The sequence below is a fragment of the Paenibacillus herberti genome, from assembly GCF_002233675.1.
Lineage (GTDB): Bacteria > Bacillota > Bacilli > Paenibacillales > Paenibacillaceae > Paenibacillus_O > Paenibacillus_O herberti.
Genome location: NZ_NMUQ01000001.1, coordinates 309,792 through 333,185, shown reverse-complemented (window position 1 = coordinate 333,185; position 23,394 = coordinate 309,792). Strand labels below are relative to the sequence as shown.

Below are 23,394 nucleotides of genomic sequence, written 5' to 3'. Positions count from 1 at the left end.
GATAGCAAAAATCCCCCTCAGACACTATTTCGCTGTCCAAGGGGGATTTGCTTTGCTTTTATCAAGAATGATCAGGAAAACATATCAATCGTCATCGCCACAATTGCTGCTGCCGTTATCATCGTCGTGGTCGTGGCCATTTCCGTGGTCATGGTTGCCGTTCCCGTTCCCTTTACCCTTACTCTTGCCTTTACCGTTATTATCGCCTTTGTTGCCTTTGCCGTCCCTGTCCGGTTCGCAGATGGAAAGCGGAGCATCCTGGCCGGCAGCGGCGCGCACCAGCTCTTTCTGAGCGGCGGCAATCAGCCCGTAGTCCGTTTCATAATCGTTGCCGGAGCGGATAATCCGGTTCACTAGAGCATCGGCAGCCGCCGGGTCTTTGGCCTTCAACAAACGCAGCAGCTCATGTTCCTGGGAAGCCTGACGCAGCGATTCCAGCCGGATTGAGCTGCGGATCGTCATTTTGGCGGGATCAGGGTAAGTAAAGTTACCGTCCCCAAGCACTCTGGCATACATCTGGTCGGCCGGATAATTGGGGAACGGACCATGGTGGTTGATCCATGTGTTCCACTGATTGAGCCCCCAATTCAAGTAACCGCTCATGCCCCATTTGAAAGTAAGCCAGCCGAACAGCTCTCCGTGCCAGACGGGTCGGTCGATAATTGTATTCAAGTAATTGTCGCTGACTGGGTCCAACGAGGTGTACATCCACAAATCTTCTCCCGGCTTTCGATAGCTTTCAATCTCGGCCGCATTGAGCTGGTAATTGTTCAGCATGATTACAGGCGTATTGATCATGCTCTTCAGCCCCTGCAGGCTCCACGCCACGACTGCCTCCTCCGTTTTCATGCCCGGAGCGTACGTATTAATCATATGACTCAGAACCGGATAAAGCGCCTGATGGAATGAACCGCCCGGCTCGTCGATCACATGATGTTCAAATATGCCCTTCCAGCCTTTAGCCGTCAGATGCTGGTTAAGCGCGGTCAAATATTGCGTCAAATAACTCGTCACAGGCGTTGGCTCAAGATCGTAGCGGATTAACCGCGTGAGCGGCTTGCCGGTCGGATTCGCCGGATCATAAGCCAGCGTCTCGACGAAGGTGTTAGAGTAGTCGGAATTAGAGCCGGGAACGGAGGAATCCAGCTCGGCGCTGTCTGCCTTGTATTTGGACAGCGGCCCGCCGATGATCTTCTGGATGCCCGCATTATCTTTGAAAAACTGGATAAACGCATCGAAAAAGCTCCAGTCAAACGTCACCGTGCCATCTGCCGCAACCTTTGTCCCCGGAGCTTCCAGCAACAGATCAAGCTGGTTGATCTTAAGCACATTAAGCCGGTTTTCCTTCATCAGCTTGGCGAACTCGCCCATGACGCCCCACCAGGCGGCAGAGCCCGTCGTCGTCCCGAAATTGTCGTTGATGACGTTGGCGGTTGTATCAAAGTTGCCGACCAGCTGCGCCCATAGCTCCGTGCTGTACGCATCCGGCGAGCTGGCGTCCGGCAGCGTCACATTGGCCACCTCAACGCTCAGGTTGATCGGAAAAGAGCCTTTCGTCGACTTTACAGTCACCGATCCCGTATAGGTTCCCGTAGGGGTTCCAGCCGGCACCTTCACCTTGATCCAGATCGGCTGGCTCGTATTGGCCGCCACCGCGCGGGAGAGGTCGTTGGACATAATTTCCGGAAACTTTTCCGTCGTTCCCGGTGCTACCGTGCGGACCGGACCGGAAACGTTTTGCGAGTTGCTGCCCGTCGTAATGTAGTCTATAAAATGATACCTGAAGCTGGAGGCGGGAAGACTGTTATTGCCGGATTTAAACGTTGAAAATTCAACATTGTTAATCGTTGAAGCCTGGTTGGAGCGATAAATAATCTGAAAAGGTTCAATCGCATTTTTCGCGGAGACGATTCCAATGCTTGTGGGCAGAACGGACGGCATCGGAGTATCCTGGAACACATTCACCCGCCAGTCCAACACCCACGCGCCGGTGGTTGGAGCTGCGGCGGCCTTATGCGCCGGCCCGATGCCAGCGGAGGATAAAGCCAAAATCAGGAATGCAGAGACGATCGTCGTAAATCGTTTCATATCCTATCTCTCCCCTGCGATTTGGATCGAATTCTCTGTCCTTCAATACCGAAGTCCTAATGCTGGCCTTAACTTAAGTCGCAAGCTCGGAAACCTCCGACAAGGCGCGATTGATCCCCGCCCGCTTTTGCAGCAGCCATTCCGCCTCCTTCGGATAAGAGCTGAACGTCAGCGGTCCCTCCAGCCCCTCCTCCAGAAGCTCCATAGCGGCGGCGCGGCCGACGATCCGAACGATAGGCAAGCTACAAAGTGTACGTTTCGTTAAGCAGAGCAGATGCGCGAAGAAACAGCTTCCCATTCAGTGGCTCGTCAGCGAACACCTTGACCAAAGAATGGATCGTTCTCGTTTCAAAGGCAATTTCGAGTGGCTCAAATCGCTTCTCTCTTTCGGTTTGAATCGTCGGTTATCCGCCCCGTCCCTTTACGCTCCCTTCCCTGCGTCATCGATCCGCGCAGCGGCGCCGGAGTCCGATTAAAGACAATATAGCTTTTGGCGGCACCCGACTAAATATCTTTATTTCAGATTTTATACCATTATTATGGGTCATTTCATCTGCCGTGTTTTCAGGTAATATCCGGCAACAGCAGGCTGTCAGCCGCGACTTTCGTTTATAGAGCGATCTTGCGACCTCGTGCACCTTCGGCAGTATGGACTTTGGTTTGTTTGTGCAACCTCATCCAACGTACCGCACAAAAAAAAGCAGACTGCCCTTAAGTCGGGCAGTCTGCTTCTATATTTACCTCTTCGCTTTATAAAATTCATGGTAGAGTTTCATCAAAGCTCTTTTCTCAATTCTCGAAACATAACTCCGGCTAATGCCGAGATCTTTGGCAATTTCCCGCTGCGTCCGCTCCTCGCCGCCCTGCTCCAAGCCAAACCGAGCCATGACCACTTCACGTTCCCGCTCGTCTAAAATATCTAGGTTTTTATATATTTTAGACTTCTCAATCTTTAGCTGTACCCTCTCAACCACATCGTCATGCTCTGAGCCGAGGATATCTATCAGCGTGATCTCGTTGCCTTCCTTGTCCGTGCCAATCGGATCATGCAGAGAGACATCCTTACGCGTTTTCTTGAGCGATCTCAAATGCATCAAAATTTCGTTTTCAATACATCGTGCTGCAAATGTCGCCAGCTTTGTGCCTTTTCCGGTTTGGAAGCTTTCAATCGCTTTGATGAGTCCAATTGTACCGATGGAAATCAAATCCTCTGAGTCCTCGCCTGTATTATCGAACTTTTTAACAATATGCGCGACGAGCCGCAAATTATGCTCGATGAGCAAATTCCGCGAATGCTGATCGCCCTGCGCCATCAGCCTAAGGTGTTTTATTTCTTCCTCTTCCTGCAACGGCTGTGGAAACGCGTTATTTTTGACATACGATACAAGCAAACTGAGTTGCTTGATGAACAGAGCTATTGCGGTTAAAAGTCCAGACATAACGAAGGCCACCCCCATGCAGTACTACCGTCCCTGCCACGGGCAGGCGGTGCAAATGTATGGTTAGTTTATGTGGGCTCGCGCCTAGAAGTGCCTGTACCTGTGGATCGCAGCGCAAAATTTGTCGGATATATTAAGGTTCTAAACGTACAGCAGTGATGATCTTTATTTCAGACCAAACACAATTTCCCCATCCTGCGTTGTAGGGGCGATTGAAACCAACATCGTTCGGCCTGAGCCTCAATATAGTTACAGCTTCTTTCGAAGCTCCATCACAGACACTCTTCTCACTCCAGAATTTTGCCGTACCGATGCCGGCTGAATATCAGGCGCAGCCTCTCCCGCTTCCTGCATTCTCCTAATCAAACGGTCGCGCAGATCTGCGGCAACGCTGTTGAACGACTCAACCCCGACTAAATTGTCCAATTCATGCGGGTCGGATTGCAAATCATATAAAAACTCCTCCACATACGTATCGGAGGCTGCATCCCGGATAGGGTTAAGATTCGGCGCAGAAACACTGTATTTCCAGCGCTGCGTCCGAATGGCGCGCCCCACCTGAGCTTCGCTGATTTGAACGAGTACTTCTTCCGGCCATCCCTCTCTCTCACCGCGCAGCAACGGCAAGATGGAACGCCCTTGCATCGCAGCGGGAATCGGAATTCCTGCTGCATCCAATAACGTTGGAGGCAGGTCCACCAAAGACACCATTTCTTGCAAACGTCCACCGGACTTGAAGCAGCCTCCACTGATAGCGGTCGGAACACGAATTGAGCTATCGTGGCAAGAGCGTTTGTATTCGCTGTTCCTCGTTTTGAAATGGCAGCCATGGTCGGAAGTGAACAGGATGATCGTGTCTTCCTCTAGACCGAGGCTGATTAGGCTGTCATTTAAGCGTCCCAGAGCCTCATCAATGCGCTTCACCATTCCGTAATAACCGCCTAGATGCGCGTGTGCTGTACCTCCCAGCGATGCCAAATCTCCAGGGACAAACTGACTTCCGCTGTAGCGGCCTTCATATCCGCGAGGTGCTGGGTAATTATCGGAGTGATTTTGAAAATGGGGCTCCAGATACGAAAGGAACAGGAAAAACGGTTCCTCCTGATGCTTATCAATATAGCGAATCGCCGCGTCTGTCTGTGCGTCTACACGGTAGCCCGGGAGCTTAACCGCCTCGTTGTTATTGTCATACATCACCATGTCGTACGCATCAGAAGTAACCTCAAGCGCATTGGAGGCTAACCAATACTGGTATCCTCCTCGCTGGTTTTCCGGGACAGGCTCTTGCCCGGCCAAATGCCATTTCCCAATATAACCGGTGTGATAACCGGCATCGTTAAAATAATGGGCAAGCGTTTTTGCCTCTCGCTGTAGTGGAATTCCGTTTACGAAGCAGCCTGTTTCCGTTGCATATTGACCTGTTTGCAGGGAGGATCTTGCGGGACCGCATACCGGCTGGCAGGTGTAGGAGTTAAAAACATGAGTCCCTTCCATAGCCATGAGATCAAAGTTAGGTGTCAATCCGAGAGGATTCCCATGAACGCCCGTCGTATCCCAACGCTGTTGATCTGTAAAGAATACAATAACATTTGGTTTCTTCTTCGTTTTCATCGTTTAACCTCTCTCGTTTACTAGTTTTTTCCTAATATATCACACAGCTCCTCTAGCTCTGTCAATAAATGTTGAAGCTCTCTTATTTATCTATTAATTTTCTATTATTTTACTCTGTGATCTAAACTTCCCAATTCCTTCTGCCGATAATGGTTTTGTTCCGTCAACAAGCGCAATCTGAGCCGTGCTTTTTTGCTGCTTCTGCTGATCTTATTCGGCGGTGTGTTTGTACTTTCGCTGCTCTCCGGGTTTTTCACCGCTTTGATGGACTAATAGTTATCAAGCATGACCAAAAACGCCCTGTCCGATTAATCGGACAGGGCGTTTCGCTTGAAGCCATCGATATAAGTTGTTGAACTAGAGCGCTGCCATAACCTCTCCGATACTGCCGCGTATCAGATGGGTAGCATACCCGTCCATCGGCGTCGCATCTCGGTTGATCAGCACGAGGTTGTCCCCGCGAAAAAGACCGACCAGACCGGCAGCAGGCTGCACGGTGAGCGAGGTACCCGCAACGATCAAGGTATCTGCCTGCTGGATATGGACTGCAGCCCGTTCCAACAAGTCAAAATCCAGGTTCTCTTGATAAAGCACCACATCCGGCTTAATGATGCCGCCGCATTCGCCGCAGAGCGGCACCGGACGAGAGTCGCCTATAACAGCCGACAAAGGATGGGATATGCCGCAGTCCAAACAGCGGTTGCGGTGTACGGAGCCATGCAGCTCAAGTACATTGACGCTGCCCGCCAGCTGATGCAGGCCGTCGATATTTTGGGTGATGACCGCCTTCAGCCGGCCTTCCTGCTCCAGGTCGGCGAGCTTGAGATGCGCGGGATTGGGCCTGGCTTGCGGATAGACCATATGAGTCCGATAAAACGAATAGAAGTCGGCAGGATGGGCATGGAAAAAGTCGCGGCTCAATATTTCCTCCGGCTCATAAACCTTGCTTGTTCGCTGCTCGTACAGTCCTCCTGCCGAACGGAAGTCGGGAATGCCGCTTTCGGTCGATGTACCGGCCCCGCCAAAAAAAACGATGCTGCCGCTGCTGTAAACCAGCTTACGAAGGTTAACATGCTCCATCATGGATTCCCCCCTCCTCCTCTAAATTCAGCTTGCAAAGGCTTACCTTAGAAACGTGTCCGGTAAACGGCTTTGTTTTCCAGGCCGCGAATCATCGGTGTCCACGTCTCCTGCTCCGCAGTGGAGCCGAGCGCATCCTCAACCATCTGCAGCTTAGCATCCAGTGAATCGATGTAATGCAGGGCGACCGCTTCCGCCAGCTGAGGTTGAACCGGGCTACCCCATTCTCCAAGATTGTGGTGGGACAATACGAGATGCTGCAGTACCGTTACCTTCGGCGAGTCTGTAGGAATGTCCAGCTTCAACGCCGCTTCCACAATCCAGCCAGAAATAAGCGCCAGATGGCCGATCAACCGACCTCGATCGCTATACTCCGATACGATGCCAAGCTGCGCGTTCATCTCTTCCGGCTTGGCCAGGTCATGCAGGATGATGCCAGCGATGAGCGCATCGCGATTAAGGAATGGACGCTGGAGGCATAGGAACTCGCCTATTTCCAGCATACGAACAGTATGATAAGCCAGACCAGCATAATAAGCATGATGATGGCTTTTGGCTGCCGGATAATGCTCCAATCGGTCGCCAGCCTTGAGCACGCAGAAGGCAGCGATGTTACGAATGTCCGTATCCGTGATGCTGTCCACCTTACTGTGGATCGCAGCTACCAAGTCCGCCGAGGCTACAGGAGCAGCGCGAATATAGTCCGTCAAGCGAACGTCGTCCTCTGGCCCCGTTGGGCGAATACGGATGACTTTCATTTGCAGCCTGTCGCGGTAAAGTTGCACGATGCCATGCACTTTTGCCACTTGAAGCGATTGCAACGATTCCTTTTCGGCAGGCTTCAGATCCCAATATTTGGCCGTAATCTGCCCACTTGAATCTGCAAGCACCAAATCCCAGTAATCCTTGGGAGGGGTAGAGTTAGTCTGTTTGACGTCGAGCTCCTTAACTAAAAAGTAGCCGGTCACCTCTTCTTTATCACTCAGGGTACTGATCAGGGTCATGCGTGAGAGCTCCTTCCGAAATAAGCATAATGGAATCATTATACTACGTTTGGCGTCTGAGGATAAATGCGTGCAACTATCGCGTATGCCACAAGGACCGATTGGAAACCCTTGCAGAAGGGTATTTACTTCCTATCCGATCATAAAACGAGACAAGATGGAGGAGGAATCATCATGAATAGCAATCAACCGGATAAGCGCAACGGACTGGCGACGGAGAAGGATATCGATCCCCGACACGGCCTGTTCGAGGACCAACCGCAAGGTTCGAAAGTGCCAAGCGCGGAGGATGAGCTGTTACGCACATATCCATCTGGAGAAGGAACATACGGTGGGGTAAAAGTAGACAGCTATACGGTCGCTTCATCCGCTGCGAATGAACAACTCGCCGATGATGTCGCGTATGCGGAAGCGCCAACGCCTGGTGAATACGCCCGCCAGCGGGAAGGCGGCGATTATGCGGTCGAAACTCCTCGCGGTGAGGAACCTCTGCCGGGCAGCCTAAATGCGGATGCCGAGCTGGAGCTGACCGAGGGCACGCCCGTTGACCCGGTATCTCCTCCGGATGAATTCCATGGCACAGATCTGCTGAACGGAGTCGGATCCGCTCCAGAAGAAGAGGATCGGTAAGATGTTTTATAGCACAAAAAAAACGTATTCTCCCACCACTCGGGAGAATACGTTTTTTTTGTGCTGTTACGAGATGAACACGTAAGCAGTTAATCCTCGAAATGAAAACCCTGTTCGCGCAGCAGCTCCGTAATCTTTCGCGACGGATAAGCGACGCGGTCCTTCATCTCTTGCGTCCAAGTTGTATCGCGTCCCCCGCCGGCACGGCTGCGGATATAACTGCGATATTCCTCGTCATACGTCGCTAGCTGCTCCAGCCGACCTTCTGCGGAGTAGCGATTCTCCGAATAAATGGCCGCGCGCGGCAGTCTTGGCCGGGAATCCGGCTGCTCGTCCGGCACGCCGATGCACATGCCAAAGACCGGATAAACGAGCGGCGGCAGCTCCAGCAGCTCTGATACGGCTCGCATGTCATTGCGGATGCCTCCAATATAAACAATGCCGAGCCCCTGTGCTTCTGCGGCGACAGCTGCATTTTGAGCCGCAAGGGCGGCGTCTACTGTAGCAACTAGAAAATATTCCGTCGACGTCGTCAGCTCGCCGCCATGAAGTTGAACGGCATCGCTGAAGCGGCTGAGATCCGCGCACCAGACAAGAAAAACCGGCGCCTCGCGCACATGACGCTGGCCCCCGGTGAGCGCCGCGAGACGTTCTCGGAGCACAGAGTCCGTAATGCCGATAATGCTGTAAGCCTGCATATGGCTTGAGGATGAGGCCACGCCCCCTTTTGGGGGCTTCTGTTATAGTACCAATAAACCGCGTCAAATCAAGGTTCTTCGGTTCTCTGTGTCTTGCTTCATGAGACGATTAGCCCGTTTCACATCCAAATTCACATCAATTTAACATCAGTCGATGTGAAATTTAATACGCATATTTAACACGCATAAATATTGACGCGCGTATATAACACGTGTTAAAATTATATTCAGAAAGGAGGTTTCGATGTGGGGAAGGTGCTGACAGTCAGAGAAATTCTTCAGATTCTCAAGAAACACGGATTCATCTTATCTCCTACTCATGGAAAGGGTACTAGTCATCGACGTTACATACATCCAGATGACCCAACGAGATACGCTGATTTATCCGTTCATGGAATGGGAGATACCATCGCAAAGGGAACGCTGAAAAGCATCGAGCGTCAATCCGGGGTTAAGTTCTAACCCCCGGCTTCTCCTCACATCGAAACCTTAAGTTTTAAAAAGTGAAAAATGAATTCCAAAAAAAATTTCGTTTTTTACAAAGAAAAAAATACATTTTGACAATTTTTTATTATGATTAGATTACCGCCGATATGAGTAATTAAGAAGCCAATTTTTTTTAAACCTAAAGGTATGAATCTCTTCTTAGTAGATTGCTACCAAGAATGTATTGAATTCCTGCCTTATTGGTTTTTGTACATTGGGACCACCAGTCGAGTCTTATGTAACAATTAGGCCCTCTTTAAGAGTTTAATTCGAGGAGTGAGAGCGTTGAAAACTCATTACGTGTTTCCGCTTGTCGTCGAGAAGACCGAGACGAATCTGAGTCTGTATTTTCCGGATTTCCCTGGAGCCGCCGTAACGGCACCTAATTTAATGCAGGGGCTTATACGTGCAAAGGAACTACTTGCTGTTCGTGCTCTAGAGTTGGAGGAACAAGGGGCAGAACTGCCTGAGCCGTCTGAACCCGAGCTGATTGAGCTCGAGGACGCCAGTGACCGCATCGTTTTTGTAGAAGTATTCATGCCACCTGTCCGCGACGAAGCGGCACACAAAGCTGTCACAAAGAACTGCACGCTACCGAAGTGGTTGCGAGATGCTGGCGAAGAAGCCGGTCTGAACTTCTCCCATGTGTTGCAGAGCGGCCTGAAAGAAGCGCTTGGGCTGCAAAAGCGTACTTAACTCAATCTGAGAAAAACGTCGATGCGATAAACAAAGCCCCGCTAACCTTAATGGTCGGCGGGGCTTTGTTTATACACTATATTCGTACTGGGCGATACTCCTACATTTCGGATAGGTACTGCATCCGTAGAACAAGCCCTTTGGCCCTTTCCGCCTAACCATTGGGGCACCGCATTTCTTGCACTCCTCTTTACTAGCTGGCGAAGCTGCGGCAATAACGGTTGGGGCTTGGGCTACACCTGGATTAAGCTTCAATGCCATATCGATCAGCTGTTCACGATCGATCAGCTTCACTCCGTTGGAGCGTGCCAACGCGCGTGCCGGCTCCGTATAACCGCGATTGCTGACTACCCATGCCTCATGAGCATTATAATGACGGATTGCCGTGTACGCCTCCTGCACCGCGCTGAGCCCTACAGCCTTGCTGTATCGCTTGGCCTGGACGATAATCTTCCTACCATCCTTCCGGACAACGAGATCAGCGCCATAGTCTCCGGAAGCCTGCGTCACTTCGGCAGCGTAGCCGTGTGCCTTGAACAGATGGCCCAGGTATAGCTCAAACTGTCGGCCGTCCATCTTGTCGATATCAGCGATTCCGGATAGCTTGAGGCGCTCTTCGCGCTGCCGCTTAAGCATGAACGCAATAATAACGAAGATTGCAAATACAATCCCTGAACCAACCAAACCTCCAGAAATGGAATTGGTCAGCTTAATGCTCCCAAAAAAGGCTCCAATCATGAACAACATGACCAGCGCAACAATTGGATCGTCTTGCTTTTTCTTTCTTCTACGCTTTGCCATATTATCCCCCTCATGGGGAATATCGGCCTGTAAAATAAAAAGATTAATCCCCTATCAGCTGAGTAGGCTACACGGGATACTTACTTCACTGCATGACACCTCACACTCCTAACGATATTTGGACATGAACATACGATTCTAAAATGTCTATTAATAATCAGTCTCTGCCTCCTAGCTGTATAGGTACTTTAAGCAAAAAAACCTCATTAGCCGGAAGACCAATGAGGGTAGAAACTTATCAATAGAAATCATTTCTATTCTTTTTCAACTCGTATTCAATAGAAACACTTTTGATTTCATGCTTTAGCTTCTGTTCCAGCTCTCGAGTAAAAATGTCCATCTCTTTATAAACTTGATCTTTTTCCTCTTCTAAAGCCATTCGTTCCGCAGCGTAACAATCGAAGCATTCGTCTGGGGGATCACACATTTTTATCCCACCAAATTTATCATCAGGATAGAGATTATGGTGCGGGTCTAACCAGACAATATAGAAGATATTTTCTATAAGAAAGCCATGTACGCGACCTTTCCTTTTTGAGAGGGCAAATTGGTATGCATCATCCTTAATTTGATCAAAAAGCTCTTCCTTCATGTTGAATTTCGCTGAGACCTTATTCCAATTATGTGTATGAACCCTGAGAGGCGGGCCACCAGTCTTTTCGTGCTTAAACTCAGATATTTTCATTCTAGAGAGATTATGAAGTACTTCGATGCAATTTAAGTACCAATTGGAGTCTATGTCACCACAGTTGAATAACTCATGGTGCCTGTCGAAGAATTGCCATGAAAAAATTACATTTTCTTCTCTGAGCCCCTCCAACGATTTTCTCACGTTAGACAACAACAGACTCCCTGCCGTGTTATTGGTCGAGGGAGCCTGTTGCGGAGGTATCGAAAATGGACGTTCCCGACTTTTTTTCTTTGTACTAGACATTCACGAGCTCCTGTTTATGATAATTAATAATATCCTCATCTAAAATGGAGTTCTTTGACGGCTCATAAGACAGTAGACCTTTTCGAGCATTCAACCAAGGAGCTTGTGAATGAGTTAGCTCCTCCAGCTGATCCCCATCTAAAGAGCCGTAAGCTTGATAAATCAACTCAACGAATTCATAAACAAATGGGTCATTAGATACTTCACTCGGAATTTTCTCTTCTCTCGGAATAGGCGAACGACCGTGTTCTTTAAATTGATGATAGAGTTCAGGATCTACTGGTCCATGAATCCAGGCTTCAAACTTATTTTCAAACAGTTGTCGTCCAGTATGGGTTAGATACCAAGAGTAAGCATAGAAGCATAACTTCTGTAGTTTTTTGGGAGACATTGACTCCATATTCAAGAAAGTCTTAGCCACGCTGTCAATGGTAATCATTCTGTTCACCTTTTTCTTAAAGAGGTAAAGTCTGGCCATTTTAAATACCACTCCTCAATTAGATTGTTCGCTAAAAGAGTATTACCTGTTTGAAGAAACTATTACACAGGTGTGGTCAAATGGCGGGTAATATATACCACTTATTAAAGAAAATATTACAAGATATAATGAAATAAACAAAGGGGGTTTTTTTGTCTCATTATGTCGCTATATGTCGAATAAAGTCGAAAATAGGACTATTGACTTATTTTTTTCATATAAATAAATTAAGAAAAGATGTAATGAACTACACATACTTTATATATAAAGTTTTTTCACCATCCCATTTTACCGGAAACCCTAGACCTCGGACCACATTTGCCACCAGCTGGCCGTCCTCAATCTTGCCGACTTCCAGTGCTTGCCATCTATCTGACAGCGGCTCCTTCCTGCGGAGATCCTCATTCACGCCCAGAGAGTCAACCGACGCAATTTTGCGCTGGTTAGATGAGTCCAATTTTGGACTCCCCTCATTTGATAAGCACCGTTTCGTGCTCACCTCTCATGACAGCTCAAAATTGAGCCGTCAATGTGAGGGTTCCCCCCTACCTTACTTATGATCTCTCCAAGGTTGGAGACACCCATTTCGAACTTGATAATCCAGAATTGGATTCTCGTCCTTAAATCGCAATCGTCCGACTCGGGAAAATTGCTGCGTCGGGTCTGCCCAAAGTTGGACACCCCCGTCTACTCTCCAAAATTGGCGAGTGAAATAGATTCGGCCGGTTGAATGAAAGAAGTTCAACTTACCCCAACCTGTCAATTATCGAGGAATCGCTGAGCGCAATTTTGCGCATACCTCCTATTAGGTATCCTCAAATTTGAGGGCGCCCGATCGAGCTGATGACTGGATCAAGGTAACTTGGATCTGCATGTCAGCAAGGTTATCTACGCCAATACGCGCGTTGAAAGGGGGAGTTCAAATTGGGGAAATCAAAGAAACGACCAGCTCTTGTAATAACCGAACACCGTATGGTCATTAACGGGCAACTCGTAACAATTGATCCAATGGAGCACGGCTTGCCTGATCGCTGCAAACTGCTCCTAGCCGAAATGCTAACGGGTTGCAAATTTGAATTAGTTAAGCCAGACGACAGAGAGGAGCAAACAAATGAACCAATTAGTCTTCATCGAAAGTGGCCGAGCGGTCGCGGATAGCCTTACGGTGGCGAAAACGTTTGGAAAAAACCACTTTCATGTCATGAGAGACGTTAGGGATCTTGAGTATTCCGACGAATTCCGTGTCTCCAATTTTGGAGAGACCCCTTACGATCATCCGTAGAACGGACAGACCTATCATAAATACCTCATCACCCAAGACGGATTCACATTTTTAGTCATGGGCTACACCGGCAAGGAAGCTGCGCGTCGTCCGTTTCGGCAGACAGCCGCGCTAACAGCCGCTGCGCCTCCGTCTGGCCGATAACTATTAGGCGCAGGGCGTAAGTGACCGCATTGCTCAGGTAGCCGTACAGCCAGCCCTACACCGCCTGCTTCCGGCCTGTCGACAGATCCAATCGAATACAAGCGGATGCATCAGCAGGCAGCTATCGCCGCGATAAGCCTCCTACAGTTCCGCTAGCCATCGGCTGGGATAGCTGGGGGGCGCTAGTTTAGCTTGTTGAGTTTGTTTTGTAGACGCAGGGTGCATTGAGTTGTTTTGTATGCACCCCCTTGAATGCAGAAGCCCCGCCGGGGTGGGCGGGACTTCGGTTTATTGGTTATTCAGAGCGTTAAGAGCTTCTTCAATCAGGCGAATTTCAGCTTGGACTTTCTCCAGTCTCGTTTTTATGTCCGCAAGTTCCGCATTTTCTGATTCCAGGGTTTTCTTTGACTGTTCATTACCGCCTTCTGCCGATCTTTCGAGCGCCGGAAGGCCACGCTCTATATATGCAATCCTTCCGGCCAATGAATCAACCGAATTCTGCTGAATGCCCAAGCTATTCTCCAGCATTTTTTGCGATTGCCCCGCATATGGATTATCCGACACCGATTTTTCCGGTTGCGTCGTGACTTCCTTTTCAGAACCCATTGAGATCGTTTTCCCTTCCACCGAAAGATCGGCTCCGCTAGCTTCAGCCACAGCTCTAACAGGAGCGTATGCCGCCCCGTCTATGATCGCAGCCTCAGCCAACTTTTTGCCGTCCTTCTCGATAATGTATACTCCTTGCACCTTCTTGCCGATTAAGCCGGTTGAGCTTGCAAGAGCCGTCCCGCCTGCCGTCAACATCGTCCCAACCAAAACACCGCATACGAACTTCTTCATTCCAAACACTCCTCTGGGAAAGTTTGTTAGTGTATACGGTGTTTATCGGATAAATGTTGCGATTGTTAAGCAGGGCCGGTGCTACCCTCATACTCGAAATTATGAGGAGTTCCGTGATTATGTCGCGGAACGACATAGCTGTGAACGTGACCTTTATCAGACTTGTTATTAAGTGCCCTCCATAATTCTTGAACCTGATAATCCAGCCCTTGAAGCCGGGCTGCCAGTCCTTCGATTGAATTCGCGGTCAATCCGGATACTGTAGCTCCCGAAAAATCGACTTTCCCTCCGAATTGAAGGCTTTTAAACGACTGAATCAACATGTCCGCATTAGCCAGAATTTGAAAGAGTGAATCCTGCCCGTTGATCGAACCGCTCACACTACCAGACTCGCCATACCAGTTAATTCCACTCATCCCATATTGGTTATCAAGTGTTACTCCGATCCGTCTCGTTCCTTTACCATCAAACGTTCTCCAGCCGCTCGCATCCATCTCGACACGGTCGCCTGTATCGTTCGTCCGGATCGTTGCCCCGATTAATGAAAGACTGCCGCGGAAAGCTGCCGATTGGGAGATCAGATAGTCCTCGTAGAATGGAATTCGGACATTCTCATTAATGGCTATTGGCGACATAAAGGTTATCCCTTCCTTGTCCATAAATGCTGCCGAGATCATCCCGCCTACGCCTTCACCGGATAATTGTTCATAAACATCCACTACTGCATTCAACATCGGTTTGTCTTGCGCATTCATCCATTTACCGATGAGATCAAGTGCTTCTGCAGCATAGATCCCTGCCGTATGGGGCGCCGTTCCCGAATTGGAACCGCGGCGCGTATTTCTCTTAAAGCCGTCCTCAGGACTCATGAGGTGTACTACAACGCCTCCTTCGGCCCATTCCGCAACAATGGCTGCCGCATCCCGAGTTGAGGGATCAAGAGATTCATACAGAGATGGATTCGCTTTTGCGACCTTCTCACAACCTTTTATTAGCGCCTCCTGAAACGAGTCAGCCGTCTTTTCCGGGGCGTTCCTAAACCTTTTTAGAACCTCAGTAGCCGCATCCGCGCTGCCGCTCATGAAAATGAGAAAGCGGTCTACTTGAACTAGCTTTTGAAATGGCCTGCGAGATCGGTATTGCTTCCCATCCCGATTGAAAGTAAGGGCGGTATCTGCAGTGATCAGCAGTGAATCGTCATTTTGTAGACATATACATAAACTCATCCAATTCCCTCTCCTTCGCCCACAACACGGGCATAATTCTGATTATATAACCACTCAAGTTGATGCAGCGCCCGCTTACGAATCGCCTCTAACCGAGCCTCGCTTACCCCAATCTCCCGTGCCGCTTCATGCGGCTCGCTGAGCGTCCAATAGAACAAACGCAGGCTTTCCCTCTCCGTCCAGCTCAGACGCCTTAGAGCGGCTTCTAGCGGCGCAAAACGAAGCTCCAATCTTTTTGTAATCGCTTCGAGCCTGTCCAGCTGCTCCTGCCGGTCTATGACCATGCGCTCAATGATGGAGCGGGGCAGCCCGCCTCTCGCTGTCGGCATCCCATCCAGGCGCTGCTGCTTCGGATTGATGTCTTGATCACGGGTAGACAGGTACTCCTGGATCCGCAGACGATTGCTGCGCAGCGCATTATAAGCCACCAGCTCCCGGCGAAGCCCCCTTCTATGGCTCACTCCCACTCCCCCTTAAACTACGGCAGCTCGCGTGTACGGGCCGCCGCAGTATCTTCTTGTATTCTATGAGTTGACCGACGTGGGCTCGGCAGCCGAAACGTCTCGGAAGCGCTCAGGCATCTCGCCCGTTCGGTAGGATTCAATTAATTCTTGTGGATCGAAGAAATGAATATCATCAGGCACGTTAGAATTCTCAATCGATAGGCGGCTCATTTCTGATTCCCCGGCTATACGGACGGCTTCGCGCTGGTCATATACATCCCGAATCGCTTCGTGCCGCAGGTTTGCGGCTTGTGTAGCCAACTCGAAAAGTTGCTTCACGAAAGGCTGCCCCTGCTCGATCAGCTCTTTAATCTGCTCTCGGATCCGCTGTTCAACATCCACACGCCCCCTGCGAACTTCAGACAGCAGCGGTGCCAGCTCTGTCCCCCGCCGCTCTTGGAGTTGGTTCGATCGGTCATGGACGGCGGCCAACTCCCCCTCAAGTGTACTCAACTTCTGACGGGCGGCGGTAAACTGTGTGGTTGTGTATGCCGCCTTGCCAGCCACATCAGCCTCAGTCATTTCAGCATAGGTACGCTTCGCCTTTGCGATCTCACGGCGGATTTCGTCTGCCTGAGTTTCATAACGTGCTTGGCGGGCTTTGAAATCAGCTGCTGCAGCTTTAAATTGCTCGAATTGTTTGGTCATTGTTTGTTTACTCCCCCCATGGATTCAGCGCGTTTGCCGCTGGCTTATGGCGATTGTTCATGCGTTCTGCCGCGGCCTTACCGTCTGTTGCCCTTTGCTGTCTTTGCTGCTCTGCCACTTCGCGACTCTTTTGGAGCGAGTCCAAGTCTTGCCGCACACCTTCCTTTACGGACTTTTCCATTTTGTCCCATTCAGCATTAAAATCGATATTCATGGACAGTTACCTCCGAGTTGAGATGTTTTGTTTTTGCTTGTTAATGCCGGATCGACGCGGCAACGACAGCTTCCGTCTATGTGCGCGACGAGATGTTAAGTTTTATTAAGTTTTGAGTTCTTTTTAAGGGTGCCAAAAGTGCCAAATGAGTGTGCGTTTCTTTTCACGCGTACACGAGAAAGTGCAGGTTTTGGCAGGTTCTAAGCTAAAGTTTCGTGAAGCACGCGATACGCGCGAGAATAGGTTTTAATAGGTTTTAATAGGTTCTGTTAGGTTTCAGGTTAAGTTTTGTTAAGCGCACGCACAGGAGGAATGTGTTGCTTTCCAAATATGAAAAGCGAGAGCCATGGATTTTGTGAAGCACGCGCGCATGAGGAAGGTGAGGTTTTATGAGGTTCTTCCCTCCTTATGCGCGTAAAACCTTAAGATAAATCAATAACCTGCTTTGCATCACCCCCTCTCCAGCTGCCAGGATTCAAAGGAAACCTCTTGGATTCCCACACACATTAAAAACAGTTTCTTGAACGTCATAATGGCGGGTAATCAAGGTATAAGCGTCCATCGCTTTAAGCTTGGCCACTATCTTTCCAAGCGCTGATATTGATTTGCCGCCTGGTGAAACGATGATGAAGTTGTGGCTTTCGATTGGAACATATACGCCAGCGGTTTCCGTCTTCTGAACTTGAGAAAGGTATACGAGTCCTTGGCTACTTCCTATTGCCACACCCTCTTCAACTAGATAAGCCTTGCTCGGCCTACCTCCGGGGAAATAGGGATTCAAAATGATCTCCTTCATTCACTTGACCCTCCATCGTTCAGCCTTGTCGGCTGTTCTCACTCGTTCTCGCTTTTTTGAAGCTTGTTCTCAGCCAAAAACCTAGACGGGACAAGGGATTCCGGCGTTTGTTCTCGTGTTCTCACTCCGTGCAACATATACCCCTATATAAATTCACTATCTACCGGATAGCTCAGCTGAATTGTTACGTGTATATATGTTTTATTGTGAGAACAGTGAGAACAGTGAGAACATATAACCGGGAAACCTTGTCCTGCTTGGATTTATATGTTCTCAACCTTGTTCTCACTGATAGCTGCTGGTGAGAACTACCCCCCAAATGCGGGTGAATATCGGTCTGTGGTATCAAACGCCCATCCCAGAGCCGTTAGATCAAAGCAATATGTCCAGGGATTGCCGCCGGCCATTCTCTTCCGAAACTTGGTGCGCCCGGGTGTTGCTTTCGTCCAGCCCCTGTCCTTCCAGGCCTTAGCGATGGACAACGGCTCGTAGCCGCGAGATCGAAGGTGCTCATCCAGCAGATCATCAATGGCGAAAATCTCACTCGGCTTAATCTCTCCATACAGCTTTCCGGAGAGAGGAGAGCCGCTGCCGTTGATGATGAATTGCCGGGTATTAGCCGTCACCCAGCCCATCACACTATCCAACGCTTCAGTTGCCCGATCCAGTTCTGGCGATTCACTTATCAATCGGCTCCATTCCTGATCCAACATCGCCCGGTCGTATAGCTTCAAATTGAAACAGGTATCAAACATCTGGCCTGTTACATCCAGCAGCGCCATGATCCGGGAGAGGCGCAGCGCAACTTCACCGGCCCCACTGCCAATCTGCATATATCGATCACAGGCAGCAGAGAAGTACCCCTTCCAAACCGACATATCTGTTGTCATAAGGAATCTAATCCACGGCTCTGCGAGATGGCCATAATGGTCACTGGCCAGCTTATTCATCTCCTGTACCATCTTCGCGGAAGTAAGATCCGCTGAGAGGAACGGAGATCCTTCAAGCGACAGCACACGTCCCACTGCGCCGCCGTCCTTAGCGAAAGAGCTCAACTTCTGTTCACCCGTTGAGAGCATAACGGTCTGCCATCCCGCGCTTGCTTGAGCCCCTTTGAGCGAACCGCGCCCCTTTCCCTGTCCGCTGCTGAACTGATAGACGATCGGGCGTGCTGTCCGCTCATCCGTCTTCTTCGTGTCATCCAGGAACAATGGGAGATGGTTCATCGTCGCGGCATACCGTTCGATGGCGACCTTGGTCATGTTCCATTGACGGAAGATGCCAGGCTTATTCTCGTCCGGGCAGCCATACAGACTTGCTGCGATACGAAGCGCTGTCGTTTTCCCACGAGACGTGCTGCCTGCCAGCTCCAGAATGAATGAACTCTCTCCCCAGAGGCTCAGGAGCGGTGCAGTAGCAGCGGCATATACGGCCAGCTTTACAGCCGGAAACGGTTTGATCTGATCGAGCAGCTGCATTGTACCTTCCATCGACCCTCGCTTGCGGAAGCCTCTTGCCGTTTGACCATCTCCGGCATCCTTCGGTAGAAACTCGATGTTGCTACTGCCGATAAACTGTTCTCCTAATAGGAAGCCGTCCTTCACCCATCCGAGCTGGTTGCTAACAAGCTTCGTAGAGAGTCGCTCCTCGTTCTCTGCCTCGAATCGACTGAGATAGGCCGACAGCTTACGAGCGTTCTCTGAGTGCACCGGTAGTCCGTAGTCCGCCAGGTTTATGAGCTTCTTACTGTCAGCGAAAGTACTGCGCGTGTCCGTCACCGACTTGATTCCGCTGCGACCGACCCAGGACACTTCAAGCCCTTGCGTGTGATCTGATAAATTGCTATACCGTCCAGTGACCGCAACAAGGCAGCTGCAGACCTGAATATGCTTGATATCTGTTTTGGTCTCCTTAACCTCGAAAACCTGTCCGCCGATTACCTTGAAACCAAGCGGAATGATGATTTGGCTCAGATCGAGAGCATGTTCGCCCCCATCATTTCCGGGGAAGTCCATGTCTCCAAACGCTTCCGCAATCTCCGCGCTACTCTCCGCCTGCTGCAGCAGCCGAACATCCTCTAAACTGGCCGCGAACACCGTCATTTCCTGATGGCTCGGCAATTCGTCGATGGATGTTCCCAGTGGGGCATTCTCATCCATATGGCCGTATCGATGGATACGAACCAGGTCGAAGGCATTGTGGCTATGCCCGTCAGCCGCTGGATCGCTATCCTGGTGACTGAAGACAAGCTCCTGATCCGAATAAATCTCCAGGCCGTTAGCAGACGTGCCGCCCGCATAGGTGTATCGACCTGCCATACTGCCAGCGGTGTATACGTCTGACAGGAACATGTCAATCGCGGTTTCAATCGGAAAGGCCCTGCAGAACAGTCCGACTATCCCGCGTTTCTCCCGCGGATCCTGAGGCTTTTGTCCGGTGAATAGGGTTGCTGCTTCTTTCGGATGACGCGGCCAGCTAGCCGGATCCCGCCAGTCGGCTTGGTAGTGATTGAGAATACCGTCAACGCTCAGAGGTACACCCTCGGATTCGATGAACACCGGCTCGGCGTCTTTCGAGCAGCTCGGTAAATACATGAGCCGATTTACGTCGAACGTTGTTTTGTCGAAGTTGTCCATTCCAATCAGTTTCGCAATCATCCGCGATACCGCCGAGCATTCATCCGGTGTCATTTCTCTGTCTACTAGAATGATGAGCCGATATTTATGCTGATCCGAACGGTGGCTATGGGTGGAATAGATCACGTAGGCCGTGCCGCCAATCATCAGCTCAACCATAAAAGGGAAGCTGGTTGAAACGTTATCAGCATCCAGCGTAATGACACTTCGCACATCGACGTTCTCCTTGCGGCGCCGCCCACCTCGAACCAGGCCGCCGACGAAGGCCGGACCGTCCTTGAGCGCGGCTTTCCGCGCCTTGCTCAGCTTGTCATATTGCACCATCGTTTCCGATGTCCGACGCGCTGTCCGCAAGCGATCTACGAATTCGCCCCAGGTCAGGAATTCAACACTCCAATTTGAAGCGCTGGCACTCTCGCCAAAACTAATCGGCAGTTCCCTGTCATCGACAGGTTCAATTGATTGCAGCACGCTTCACTCCCCCCTGACGGCCTAGAAACCGATCTACGTCCAGTTTCCCGTCCTTCATGTATGACTTAAGTACCCTCTCCATCATCAGCATGGCTAATGGATCGTGAGAATCAAAAACAAAGTTCTTTGTCTTGCCCCCACTGAATGAAGCCCAGAATACGCCGGCATGTCCTTCGTCCTCCGCCCGCTGCATCGCGACTTCCAGCGCGGCCTTATGGCGGGCATATGGGACAGACCAAACATTGACTACTTGTCCACTCCAGCTAATCAGCGATAACTTAACCGTGCGCATAAAAAGCCTCCTTCTCCTGTCGCGCCTCGGCACGCAGACGGTGATACTCTTCTTCTGATTCCCAAAAGAGGCGATCTATGGGTTGCTGGTATAACCGAGTCATGCGTAGCCCCATATTCAGCCTGATACGGCCATTCAGCTCCAGTTCTTTCAACCTCCGCGCGGATGTTCCGAGTGCTGCAGCAGCCTGAGGCAGAGACAGACCCGCATTGACGCGAGCAGCACGCGGCGTGATCTTATGTGAATGCAGAACCTGCCGCCTCATGACAGTGCCTCGCTTGAAAGCGTTCCGCCGCTTCGCAACCATTCATCCAGCACATCGGTATGAAAGAAAAGCCGGGCACGAATCCGAATATGCGGGATCTGCTTCTCGCGGCAAAGCTGATAGATTGTTGTCGTGGATACGCCCAACTGCTCAGCGGCTGCCTTTACGTCGATTGTCTTGCGCACAGGCTGCGCGGCTGAAATAGGTTGTGGCAGAGGTTTGGTTACGATGATAGCCCGGCGTGCTGGCGGTGTAGGAGCCGGATCTGCTGGTTGGAAGTTGTAAATGGTTGCAGTCATGTCACGCTGATTCATCCGATTAAGCATAGATCTGCGCCTCCATTCTTGGCCCAATCGGGCCGCTCTTGATGTCATGACCTCGCTTGCAACAAGTACAGACGGCAAGAATGTTATAGTGCTGTTGCTCGAAGTCGAATCCTGCTGAAACGTCTAGGGGCCGACCACAGTGGGTTACTTCGTCCCGGATCACTCCAGCCAATTGCTGCATTACCGGTTCCATAATCTCGCGCTCGTCCTTAACCGATAATCCGGCGCCGATCGTTTGTTCAGAGATGAATTTGAAGAAGGTACTGGTTCGACCGCTCTTTACAACCTCAGACATGAACGACCGGCTGAATGCAAATTTATGCACCGAATCCACCCTCCTCATATCTGGCGATAATCTCGTCCCGCTCGGCCCGCAGCGCGTCAATCTTGGCGTGCAGGATTGCCCGCTCCATCCGAAACAGATCCTGTGCCATTTGCCCCGAAGGCTTAACCGGCAATTCTCTCACAATCCGCAAATGCTCCCGAGTGATCTCCAGCAGCCGATCTCCTTCTGGGCCGTTGACGGCCATCCAGACGGCCCCGCTACTCGCATTGTGTTGTTGCATGGTCATGACCTCCTAAATAGAATGCTAATTCTTGCTCAAGCTTGGAAATTTCAACATCTAATTCCGCAATCGGGATTCCTAACGCGAGTAACTCACGCTCAATCTCCTCGCAAATAATCATAATAACCTCCTTAATTGATAGATTAAGTTGGTTTATTGGCTATAGGGTTTTCAAAGAGCTAACAGCTCCATCAAGAAAGCAACTACGCCATTCCGACAGCTTAATCGGATTGAATGACGAACAACTCAGAAAAATCCACCTCGAGTGCGTCCGTCAGCTTCTTGGCAACCGGCGGGCTTGGGTTACGTTCACCCCGGCAGATCTGCTGCATAGTGACCTGGCCAATGCCTGCTTGCTGTGCGACATGCTTCCGCGTCCAGCCCTTTCGATACATCAGCTCGGCGAGCTTTTCAGTCTTTATCAAAACTTTCATATCGTTACCGCTCCTTAATCTCATTTGAGATTCAAATCTCTATTGAGATCATAAAACAAATAATCTCTTTTGTAAACAAGAAGTTTCTTTTGAGATTATTTTAGTGTATTATAGACTTTAAAAGGGGTTGAATTTATGGATGGTATCGACTTCGGAACATTTTTACGCGATAAACGAACTCGTCGTGGACTCACATTAAGTTCACTGGCAGAAGCCTCTGGAGTGAGCCAAACTTACATTACTAATGTTGAAAATGGAAAACGCGGGGCTCCATCCCCAGAAATTCTCAAGAAGCTGACGGAACCGCTAGGGGTGAGTTATGTTGAGTTAATGGTGCGAGCTGGATATGTCACTTTTGATGACTGGAGACACACTAAGGACGGATCTTTAGAGGATTATGATGATTGGTTTTACCCCGAGATGCTTGGTTTTTCTAGAGAAGAGTGGCTCAACGAGCTAGTGAAAATACGATCAGATATACACCATTTACTTAAAATGGGACCTGATGAGGCGACATACAACGGACACCGTCTTACTCCGGAAGACAAACAACGCATTTTAGACATGTTGAAGGTTTTATTACCTCAATACCAAGAGCCGGCCAAAGAGAAGTAGTTTTATAGGGGGTTGTATATATAGGAGGAGCCTGCGAAGCCATCGCAGCACCATATAAGATCTGACCGCTTGGATCGCTTCATTGGACCGGGAGAGGGAGTGACCATCACCCGGCCTCCTAAAGCGAATGTGACGGGTAAACCACAGACCGGTTTTGACAATAAGAGCTGACAACAGCTGTTGCCTAGCGA

The 23,394-nt window shown here is 50.0% G+C and carries 30 protein-coding genes and 1 pseudogene; 5 read left to right on the top strand and 26 right to left on the bottom strand.

Annotated elements, in window-relative coordinates; translation table 11 throughout:
• Positions 1 to 84: 84 nt before the first annotated feature.
• The 6 genes from CGZ75_RS01615 to CGZ75_RS01590 form a co-directional block, all read right to left on the bottom strand.
• The gene (locus tag CGZ75_RS01615; RefSeq protein WP_089522533.1) at positions 85 to 2,088 is read right to left on the bottom strand and encodes a DUF4091 domain-containing protein; all 2,004 of its coding nucleotides are present in this window, start codon (positions 2,086 to 2,088) and stop codon (positions 85 to 87) included.
• Positions 2,089 to 2,161: 73 nt separating this feature from the next.
• Positions 2,162 to 2,386, bottom strand: a complete 225-nt coding sequence (locus tag CGZ75_RS24970) for a hypothetical protein (RefSeq protein WP_089522531.1) — start codon at positions 2,384 to 2,386, stop codon at positions 2,162 to 2,164.
• Positions 2,387 to 2,825: 439 nt separating this feature from the next.
• Positions 2,826 to 3,527, bottom strand: a complete 702-nt coding sequence (gene sigK / locus CGZ75_RS01605; RefSeq protein WP_089522529.1) for an RNA polymerase sporulation sigma factor SigK — start codon at positions 3,525 to 3,527, stop codon at positions 2,826 to 2,828.
• A gap of 249 nt (positions 3,528 to 3,776) precedes the next feature.
• The gene (locus CGZ75_RS01600) at positions 3,777 to 5,138 is read right to left on the bottom strand and encodes a sulfatase family protein (RefSeq protein WP_089522527.1); all 1,362 of its coding nucleotides are present in this window, start codon (positions 5,136 to 5,138) and stop codon (positions 3,777 to 3,779) included.
• Between the two features lie 357 nt (positions 5,139 to 5,495).
• Positions 5,496 to 6,221: an NAD-dependent protein deacylase gene (locus CGZ75_RS01595; protein ID WP_425436413.1), complete on the bottom strand. Its 726-nt coding sequence runs from the start codon at positions 6,219 to 6,221 to the stop codon at positions 5,496 to 5,498.
• Positions 6,222 to 6,265: 44 nt separating this feature from the next.
• The gene (locus CGZ75_RS01590; RefSeq protein ID WP_089522525.1) at positions 6,266 to 7,222 is read right to left on the bottom strand and encodes a 3'-5' exoribonuclease YhaM family protein; all 957 of its coding nucleotides are present in this window, start codon (positions 7,220 to 7,222) and stop codon (positions 6,266 to 6,268) included.
• Between the two features lie 174 nt (positions 7,223 to 7,396).
• Between CGZ75_RS01590 and CGZ75_RS01585 the strand changes: the two genes are divergently transcribed.
• Entirely contained in the window at positions 7,397 to 7,852 is a 456-nt protein-coding gene (locus CGZ75_RS01585; protein WP_089522523.1) for a hypothetical protein, read from the top strand.
• 89 nt (positions 7,853 to 7,941) lie between these two features.
• Here CGZ75_RS01585 and CGZ75_RS01580 read toward each other — a convergent pair whose 3' ends face one another.
• A complete protein-coding gene (locus CGZ75_RS01580) occupies positions 7,942 to 8,571 on the bottom strand; it encodes a nitroreductase family protein (protein WP_141136627.1) in 630 nt (209 codons plus the stop codon).
• A 225-nt stretch (positions 8,572 to 8,796) separates the two neighbouring features.
• Between CGZ75_RS01580 and CGZ75_RS01575 the strand changes: the two genes are divergently transcribed.
• Together CGZ75_RS01575 and CGZ75_RS01570 are read left to right on the top strand one after the other, a co-directional pair.
• Positions 8,797 to 9,012 (top strand): type II toxin-antitoxin system HicA family toxin, encoded by a 216-nt coding sequence (locus CGZ75_RS01575; RefSeq protein ID WP_089522519.1) that lies wholly within the window; start codon positions 8,797 to 8,799, stop codon positions 9,010 to 9,012.
• Positions 9,013 to 9,321: 309 nt separating this feature from the next.
• Positions 9,322 to 9,732, top strand: a complete 411-nt coding sequence (locus CGZ75_RS01570; protein WP_089522518.1) for a type II toxin-antitoxin system HicB family antitoxin — start codon at positions 9,322 to 9,324, stop codon at positions 9,730 to 9,732.
• Between the two features lie 69 nt (positions 9,733 to 9,801).
• Here the strand turns inward: CGZ75_RS01570 and CGZ75_RS01565 are convergent, their stop codons facing one another.
• The 4 genes from CGZ75_RS01565 to CGZ75_RS01550 all read right to left on the bottom strand — a co-directional run bounded on the left by CGZ75_RS01565 (position 9,802) and on the right by CGZ75_RS01550 (position 12,402).
• On the bottom strand, positions 9,802 to 10,533 hold the full coding sequence (locus tag CGZ75_RS01565) for a restriction endonuclease (RefSeq protein ID WP_089522516.1): 732 nt from the start codon (positions 10,531 to 10,533) through the stop codon (positions 9,802 to 9,804).
• Between the two features lie 238 nt (positions 10,534 to 10,771).
• Positions 10,772 to 11,467: a hypothetical protein gene (locus tag CGZ75_RS01560; RefSeq protein ID WP_089522514.1), complete on the bottom strand. Its 696-nt coding sequence runs from the start codon at positions 11,465 to 11,467 to the stop codon at positions 10,772 to 10,774.
• The gene (locus tag CGZ75_RS01555; RefSeq protein ID WP_217900041.1) at positions 11,460 to 11,945 is read right to left on the bottom strand and encodes a Panacea domain-containing protein; all 486 of its coding nucleotides are present in this window, start codon (positions 11,943 to 11,945) and stop codon (positions 11,460 to 11,462) included. Before CGZ75_RS01555 ends, CGZ75_RS01560 begins: the two co-directional genes overlap by 8 nt.
• Before the next feature lie 247 nt (positions 11,946 to 12,192).
• Positions 12,193 to 12,402 (bottom strand): hypothetical protein, encoded by a 210-nt coding sequence (locus tag CGZ75_RS01550; RefSeq protein WP_089522512.1) that lies wholly within the window; start codon positions 12,400 to 12,402, stop codon positions 12,193 to 12,195.
• Between the two features lie 654 nt (positions 12,403 to 13,056).
• Here CGZ75_RS01550 and CGZ75_RS24320 point away from each other — a divergent pair.
• Positions 13,057 to 13,302, top strand: a pseudogene (locus CGZ75_RS24320) (Rha family transcriptional regulator); the annotation flags it as partial.
• On the opposite strand, the gene CGZ75_RS26420 reads toward CGZ75_RS24320, so the two are convergent.
• The 15 genes from CGZ75_RS26420 to CGZ75_RS01475 form a co-directional block, all read right to left on the bottom strand.
• Complete coding sequence (locus CGZ75_RS26420) at positions 13,283 to 13,420, bottom strand: urease accessory UreF family protein (RefSeq protein WP_089524500.1); 138 nt, start codon at positions 13,418 to 13,420, stop codon at positions 13,283 to 13,285. The pseudogene CGZ75_RS24320 and the gene CGZ75_RS26420 overlap by 20 nt on opposite strands.
• A gap of 239 nt (positions 13,421 to 13,659) precedes the next feature.
• Positions 13,660 to 14,211: a hypothetical protein gene (locus tag CGZ75_RS01535; RefSeq protein WP_089522509.1), complete on the bottom strand. Its 552-nt coding sequence runs from the start codon at positions 14,209 to 14,211 to the stop codon at positions 13,660 to 13,662.
• Between the two features lie 65 nt (positions 14,212 to 14,276).
• A complete protein-coding gene (locus CGZ75_RS01530; protein ID WP_089522507.1) occupies positions 14,277 to 15,437 on the bottom strand; it encodes a hypothetical protein in 1,161 nt (386 codons plus the stop codon).
• On the bottom strand, positions 15,434 to 15,898 hold the full coding sequence (locus tag CGZ75_RS01525) for a sigma-70 family RNA polymerase sigma factor (protein WP_089522506.1): 465 nt from the start codon (positions 15,896 to 15,898) through the stop codon (positions 15,434 to 15,436). The genes CGZ75_RS01530 and CGZ75_RS01525 overlap by 4 nt, the downstream gene beginning before the upstream one ends.
• 63 nt (positions 15,899 to 15,961) lie before the next feature.
• A complete protein-coding gene (locus tag CGZ75_RS01520; protein ID WP_089522504.1) occupies positions 15,962 to 16,588 on the bottom strand; it encodes a hypothetical protein in 627 nt (208 codons plus the stop codon).
• Between the two features lie 7 nt (positions 16,589 to 16,595).
• Positions 16,596 to 16,802, bottom strand: coding sequence for a hypothetical protein (locus tag CGZ75_RS01515; RefSeq protein WP_089522502.1), 207 nt, complete (start codon positions 16,800 to 16,802; stop codon positions 16,596 to 16,598).
• A gap of 475 nt (positions 16,803 to 17,277) precedes the next feature.
• Positions 17,278 to 17,598, bottom strand: coding sequence for a hypothetical protein (locus tag CGZ75_RS01510; RefSeq protein WP_089522500.1), 321 nt, complete (start codon positions 17,596 to 17,598; stop codon positions 17,278 to 17,280).
• A gap of 308 nt (positions 17,599 to 17,906) precedes the next feature.
• Positions 17,907 to 20,705 (bottom strand): DUF927 domain-containing protein, encoded by a 2,799-nt coding sequence (locus CGZ75_RS01505; RefSeq protein ID WP_089522498.1) that lies wholly within the window; start codon positions 20,703 to 20,705, stop codon positions 17,907 to 17,909.
• Positions 20,689 to 20,997: a hypothetical protein gene (locus CGZ75_RS01500; protein ID WP_089522496.1), complete on the bottom strand. Its 309-nt coding sequence runs from the start codon at positions 20,995 to 20,997 to the stop codon at positions 20,689 to 20,691. Before CGZ75_RS01500 ends, CGZ75_RS01505 begins: the two co-directional genes overlap by 17 nt.
• On the bottom strand, positions 20,984 to 21,262 hold the full coding sequence (locus tag CGZ75_RS01495; protein WP_089522494.1) for a hypothetical protein: 279 nt from the start codon (positions 21,260 to 21,262) through the stop codon (positions 20,984 to 20,986). Before CGZ75_RS01495 ends, CGZ75_RS01500 begins: the two co-directional genes overlap by 14 nt.
• Positions 21,259 to 21,588, bottom strand: coding sequence for a helix-turn-helix domain-containing protein (locus CGZ75_RS01490; protein ID WP_245850662.1), 330 nt, complete (start codon positions 21,586 to 21,588; stop codon positions 21,259 to 21,261). The genes CGZ75_RS01495 and CGZ75_RS01490 overlap by 4 nt, the downstream gene beginning before the upstream one ends.
• Positions 21,581 to 21,913, bottom strand: a complete 333-nt coding sequence (locus CGZ75_RS01485; RefSeq protein WP_089522492.1) for a hypothetical protein — start codon at positions 21,911 to 21,913, stop codon at positions 21,581 to 21,583. Before CGZ75_RS01485 ends, CGZ75_RS01490 begins: the two co-directional genes overlap by 8 nt.
• On the bottom strand, positions 21,906 to 22,154 hold the full coding sequence (locus CGZ75_RS01480) for a hypothetical protein (RefSeq protein ID WP_089522490.1): 249 nt from the start codon (positions 22,152 to 22,154) through the stop codon (positions 21,906 to 21,908). The genes CGZ75_RS01485 and CGZ75_RS01480 overlap by 8 nt, the downstream gene beginning before the upstream one ends.
• Entirely contained in the window at positions 22,132 to 22,275 is a 144-nt protein-coding gene (locus CGZ75_RS24965; RefSeq protein WP_176444638.1) for a hypothetical protein, read from the bottom strand. Before CGZ75_RS24965 ends, CGZ75_RS01480 begins: the two co-directional genes overlap by 23 nt.
• A 100-nt stretch (positions 22,276 to 22,375) precedes the next feature.
• Positions 22,376 to 22,588, bottom strand: a complete 213-nt coding sequence (locus tag CGZ75_RS01475) for a helix-turn-helix transcriptional regulator (protein WP_176444637.1) — start codon at positions 22,586 to 22,588, stop codon at positions 22,376 to 22,378.
• 135 nt (positions 22,589 to 22,723) lie between these two features.
• On the opposite strand from CGZ75_RS01475, the gene CGZ75_RS01470 reads away from it, so the two are divergent.
• Positions 22,724 to 23,203, top strand: coding sequence for a helix-turn-helix domain-containing protein (locus tag CGZ75_RS01470; RefSeq protein WP_089522486.1), 480 nt, complete (start codon positions 22,724 to 22,726; stop codon positions 23,201 to 23,203).
• Positions 23,204 to 23,394 lie beyond the last annotated feature (191 nt).

What these genes read in the sequence shown, in the direction of transcription:
- CGZ75_RS01615 (WP_089522533.1), bottom strand. Translation starts at nt 2,088, where the DNA reads ATGAAACGATTTACGACGATCGTCTCTGCATTCCTGATTTTGGCTTTA.
- CGZ75_RS24970 (WP_089522531.1), bottom strand. Translation starts at nt 2,386, where the DNA reads ATGGGAAGCTGTTTCTTCGCGCATCTGCTCTGCTTAACGAAACGTACA.
- sigK (WP_089522529.1), bottom strand. Translation starts at nt 3,527, where the DNA reads ATGTCTGGACTTTTAACCGCAATAGCTCTGTTCATCAAGCAACTCAGT.
- CGZ75_RS01600 (WP_089522527.1), bottom strand. Translation starts at nt 5,138, where the DNA reads ATGAAAACGAAGAAGAAACCAAATGTTATTGTATTCTTTACAGATCAA.
- CGZ75_RS01595 (WP_425436413.1), bottom strand. Translation starts at nt 6,221, where the DNA reads ATGATGGAGCATGTTAACCTTCGTAAGCTGGTTTACAGCAGCGGCAGC.
- CGZ75_RS01590 (WP_089522525.1), bottom strand. Translation starts at nt 7,222, where the DNA reads ATGACCCTGATCAGTACCCTGAGTGATAAAGAAGAGGTGACCGGCTAC.
- CGZ75_RS01585 (WP_089522523.1), top strand. Translation starts at nt 7,397, where the DNA reads ATGAATAGCAATCAACCGGATAAGCGCAACGGACTGGCGACGGAGAAG.
- CGZ75_RS01565 (WP_089522516.1), bottom strand. Translation starts at nt 10,533, where the DNA reads ATGGCAAAGCGTAGAAGAAAGAAAAAGCAAGACGATCCAATTGTTGCG.
- CGZ75_RS01560 (WP_089522514.1), bottom strand. Translation starts at nt 11,467, where the DNA reads ATGTCTAGTACAAAGAAAAAAAGTCGGGAACGTCCATTTTCGATACCT.
- CGZ75_RS01555 (WP_217900041.1), bottom strand. Translation starts at nt 11,945, where the DNA reads ATGGCCAGACTTTACCTCTTTAAGAAAAAGGTGAACAGAATGATTACC.
- CGZ75_RS01535 (WP_089522509.1), bottom strand. Translation starts at nt 14,211, where the DNA reads ATGAAGAAGTTCGTATGCGGTGTTTTGGTTGGGACGATGTTGACGGCA.
- CGZ75_RS01530 (WP_089522507.1), bottom strand. Translation starts at nt 15,437, where the DNA reads ATGAGTTTATGTATATGTCTACAAAATGACGATTCACTGCTGATCACT.
- CGZ75_RS01520 (WP_089522504.1), bottom strand. Translation starts at nt 16,588, where the DNA reads ATGACCAAACAATTCGAGCAATTTAAAGCTGCAGCAGCTGATTTCAAA.
- CGZ75_RS01515 (WP_089522502.1), bottom strand. Translation starts at nt 16,802, where the DNA reads ATGAATATCGATTTTAATGCTGAATGGGACAAAATGGAAAAGTCCGTA.
- CGZ75_RS01510 (WP_089522500.1), bottom strand. Translation starts at nt 17,598, where the DNA reads ATGAAGGAGATCATTTTGAATCCCTATTTCCCCGGAGGTAGGCCGAGC.
- CGZ75_RS01500 (WP_089522496.1), bottom strand. Translation starts at nt 20,997, where the DNA reads ATGCGCACGGTTAAGTTATCGCTGATTAGCTGGAGTGGACAAGTAGTC.
- CGZ75_RS01495 (WP_089522494.1), bottom strand. Translation starts at nt 21,262, where the DNA reads ATGAGGCGGCAGGTTCTGCATTCACATAAGATCACGCCGCGTGCTGCT.
- CGZ75_RS01490 (WP_245850662.1), bottom strand. Translation starts at nt 21,588, where the DNA reads ATGCTTAATCGGATGAATCAGCGTGACATGACTGCAACCATTTACAAC.
- CGZ75_RS01480 (WP_089522490.1), bottom strand. Translation starts at nt 22,154, where the DNA reads ATGCAACAACACAATGCGAGTAGCGGGGCCGTCTGGATGGCCGTCAAC.
- CGZ75_RS24965 (WP_176444638.1), bottom strand. Translation starts at nt 22,275, where the DNA reads ATGATTATTTGCGAGGAGATTGAGCGTGAGTTACTCGCGTTAGGAATC.
- CGZ75_RS01475 (WP_176444637.1), bottom strand. Translation starts at nt 22,588, where the DNA reads ATGAAAGTTTTGATAAAGACTGAAAAGCTCGCCGAGCTGATGTATCGA.
- CGZ75_RS01470 (WP_089522486.1), top strand. Translation starts at nt 22,724, where the DNA reads ATGGATGGTATCGACTTCGGAACATTTTTACGCGATAAACGAACTCGT.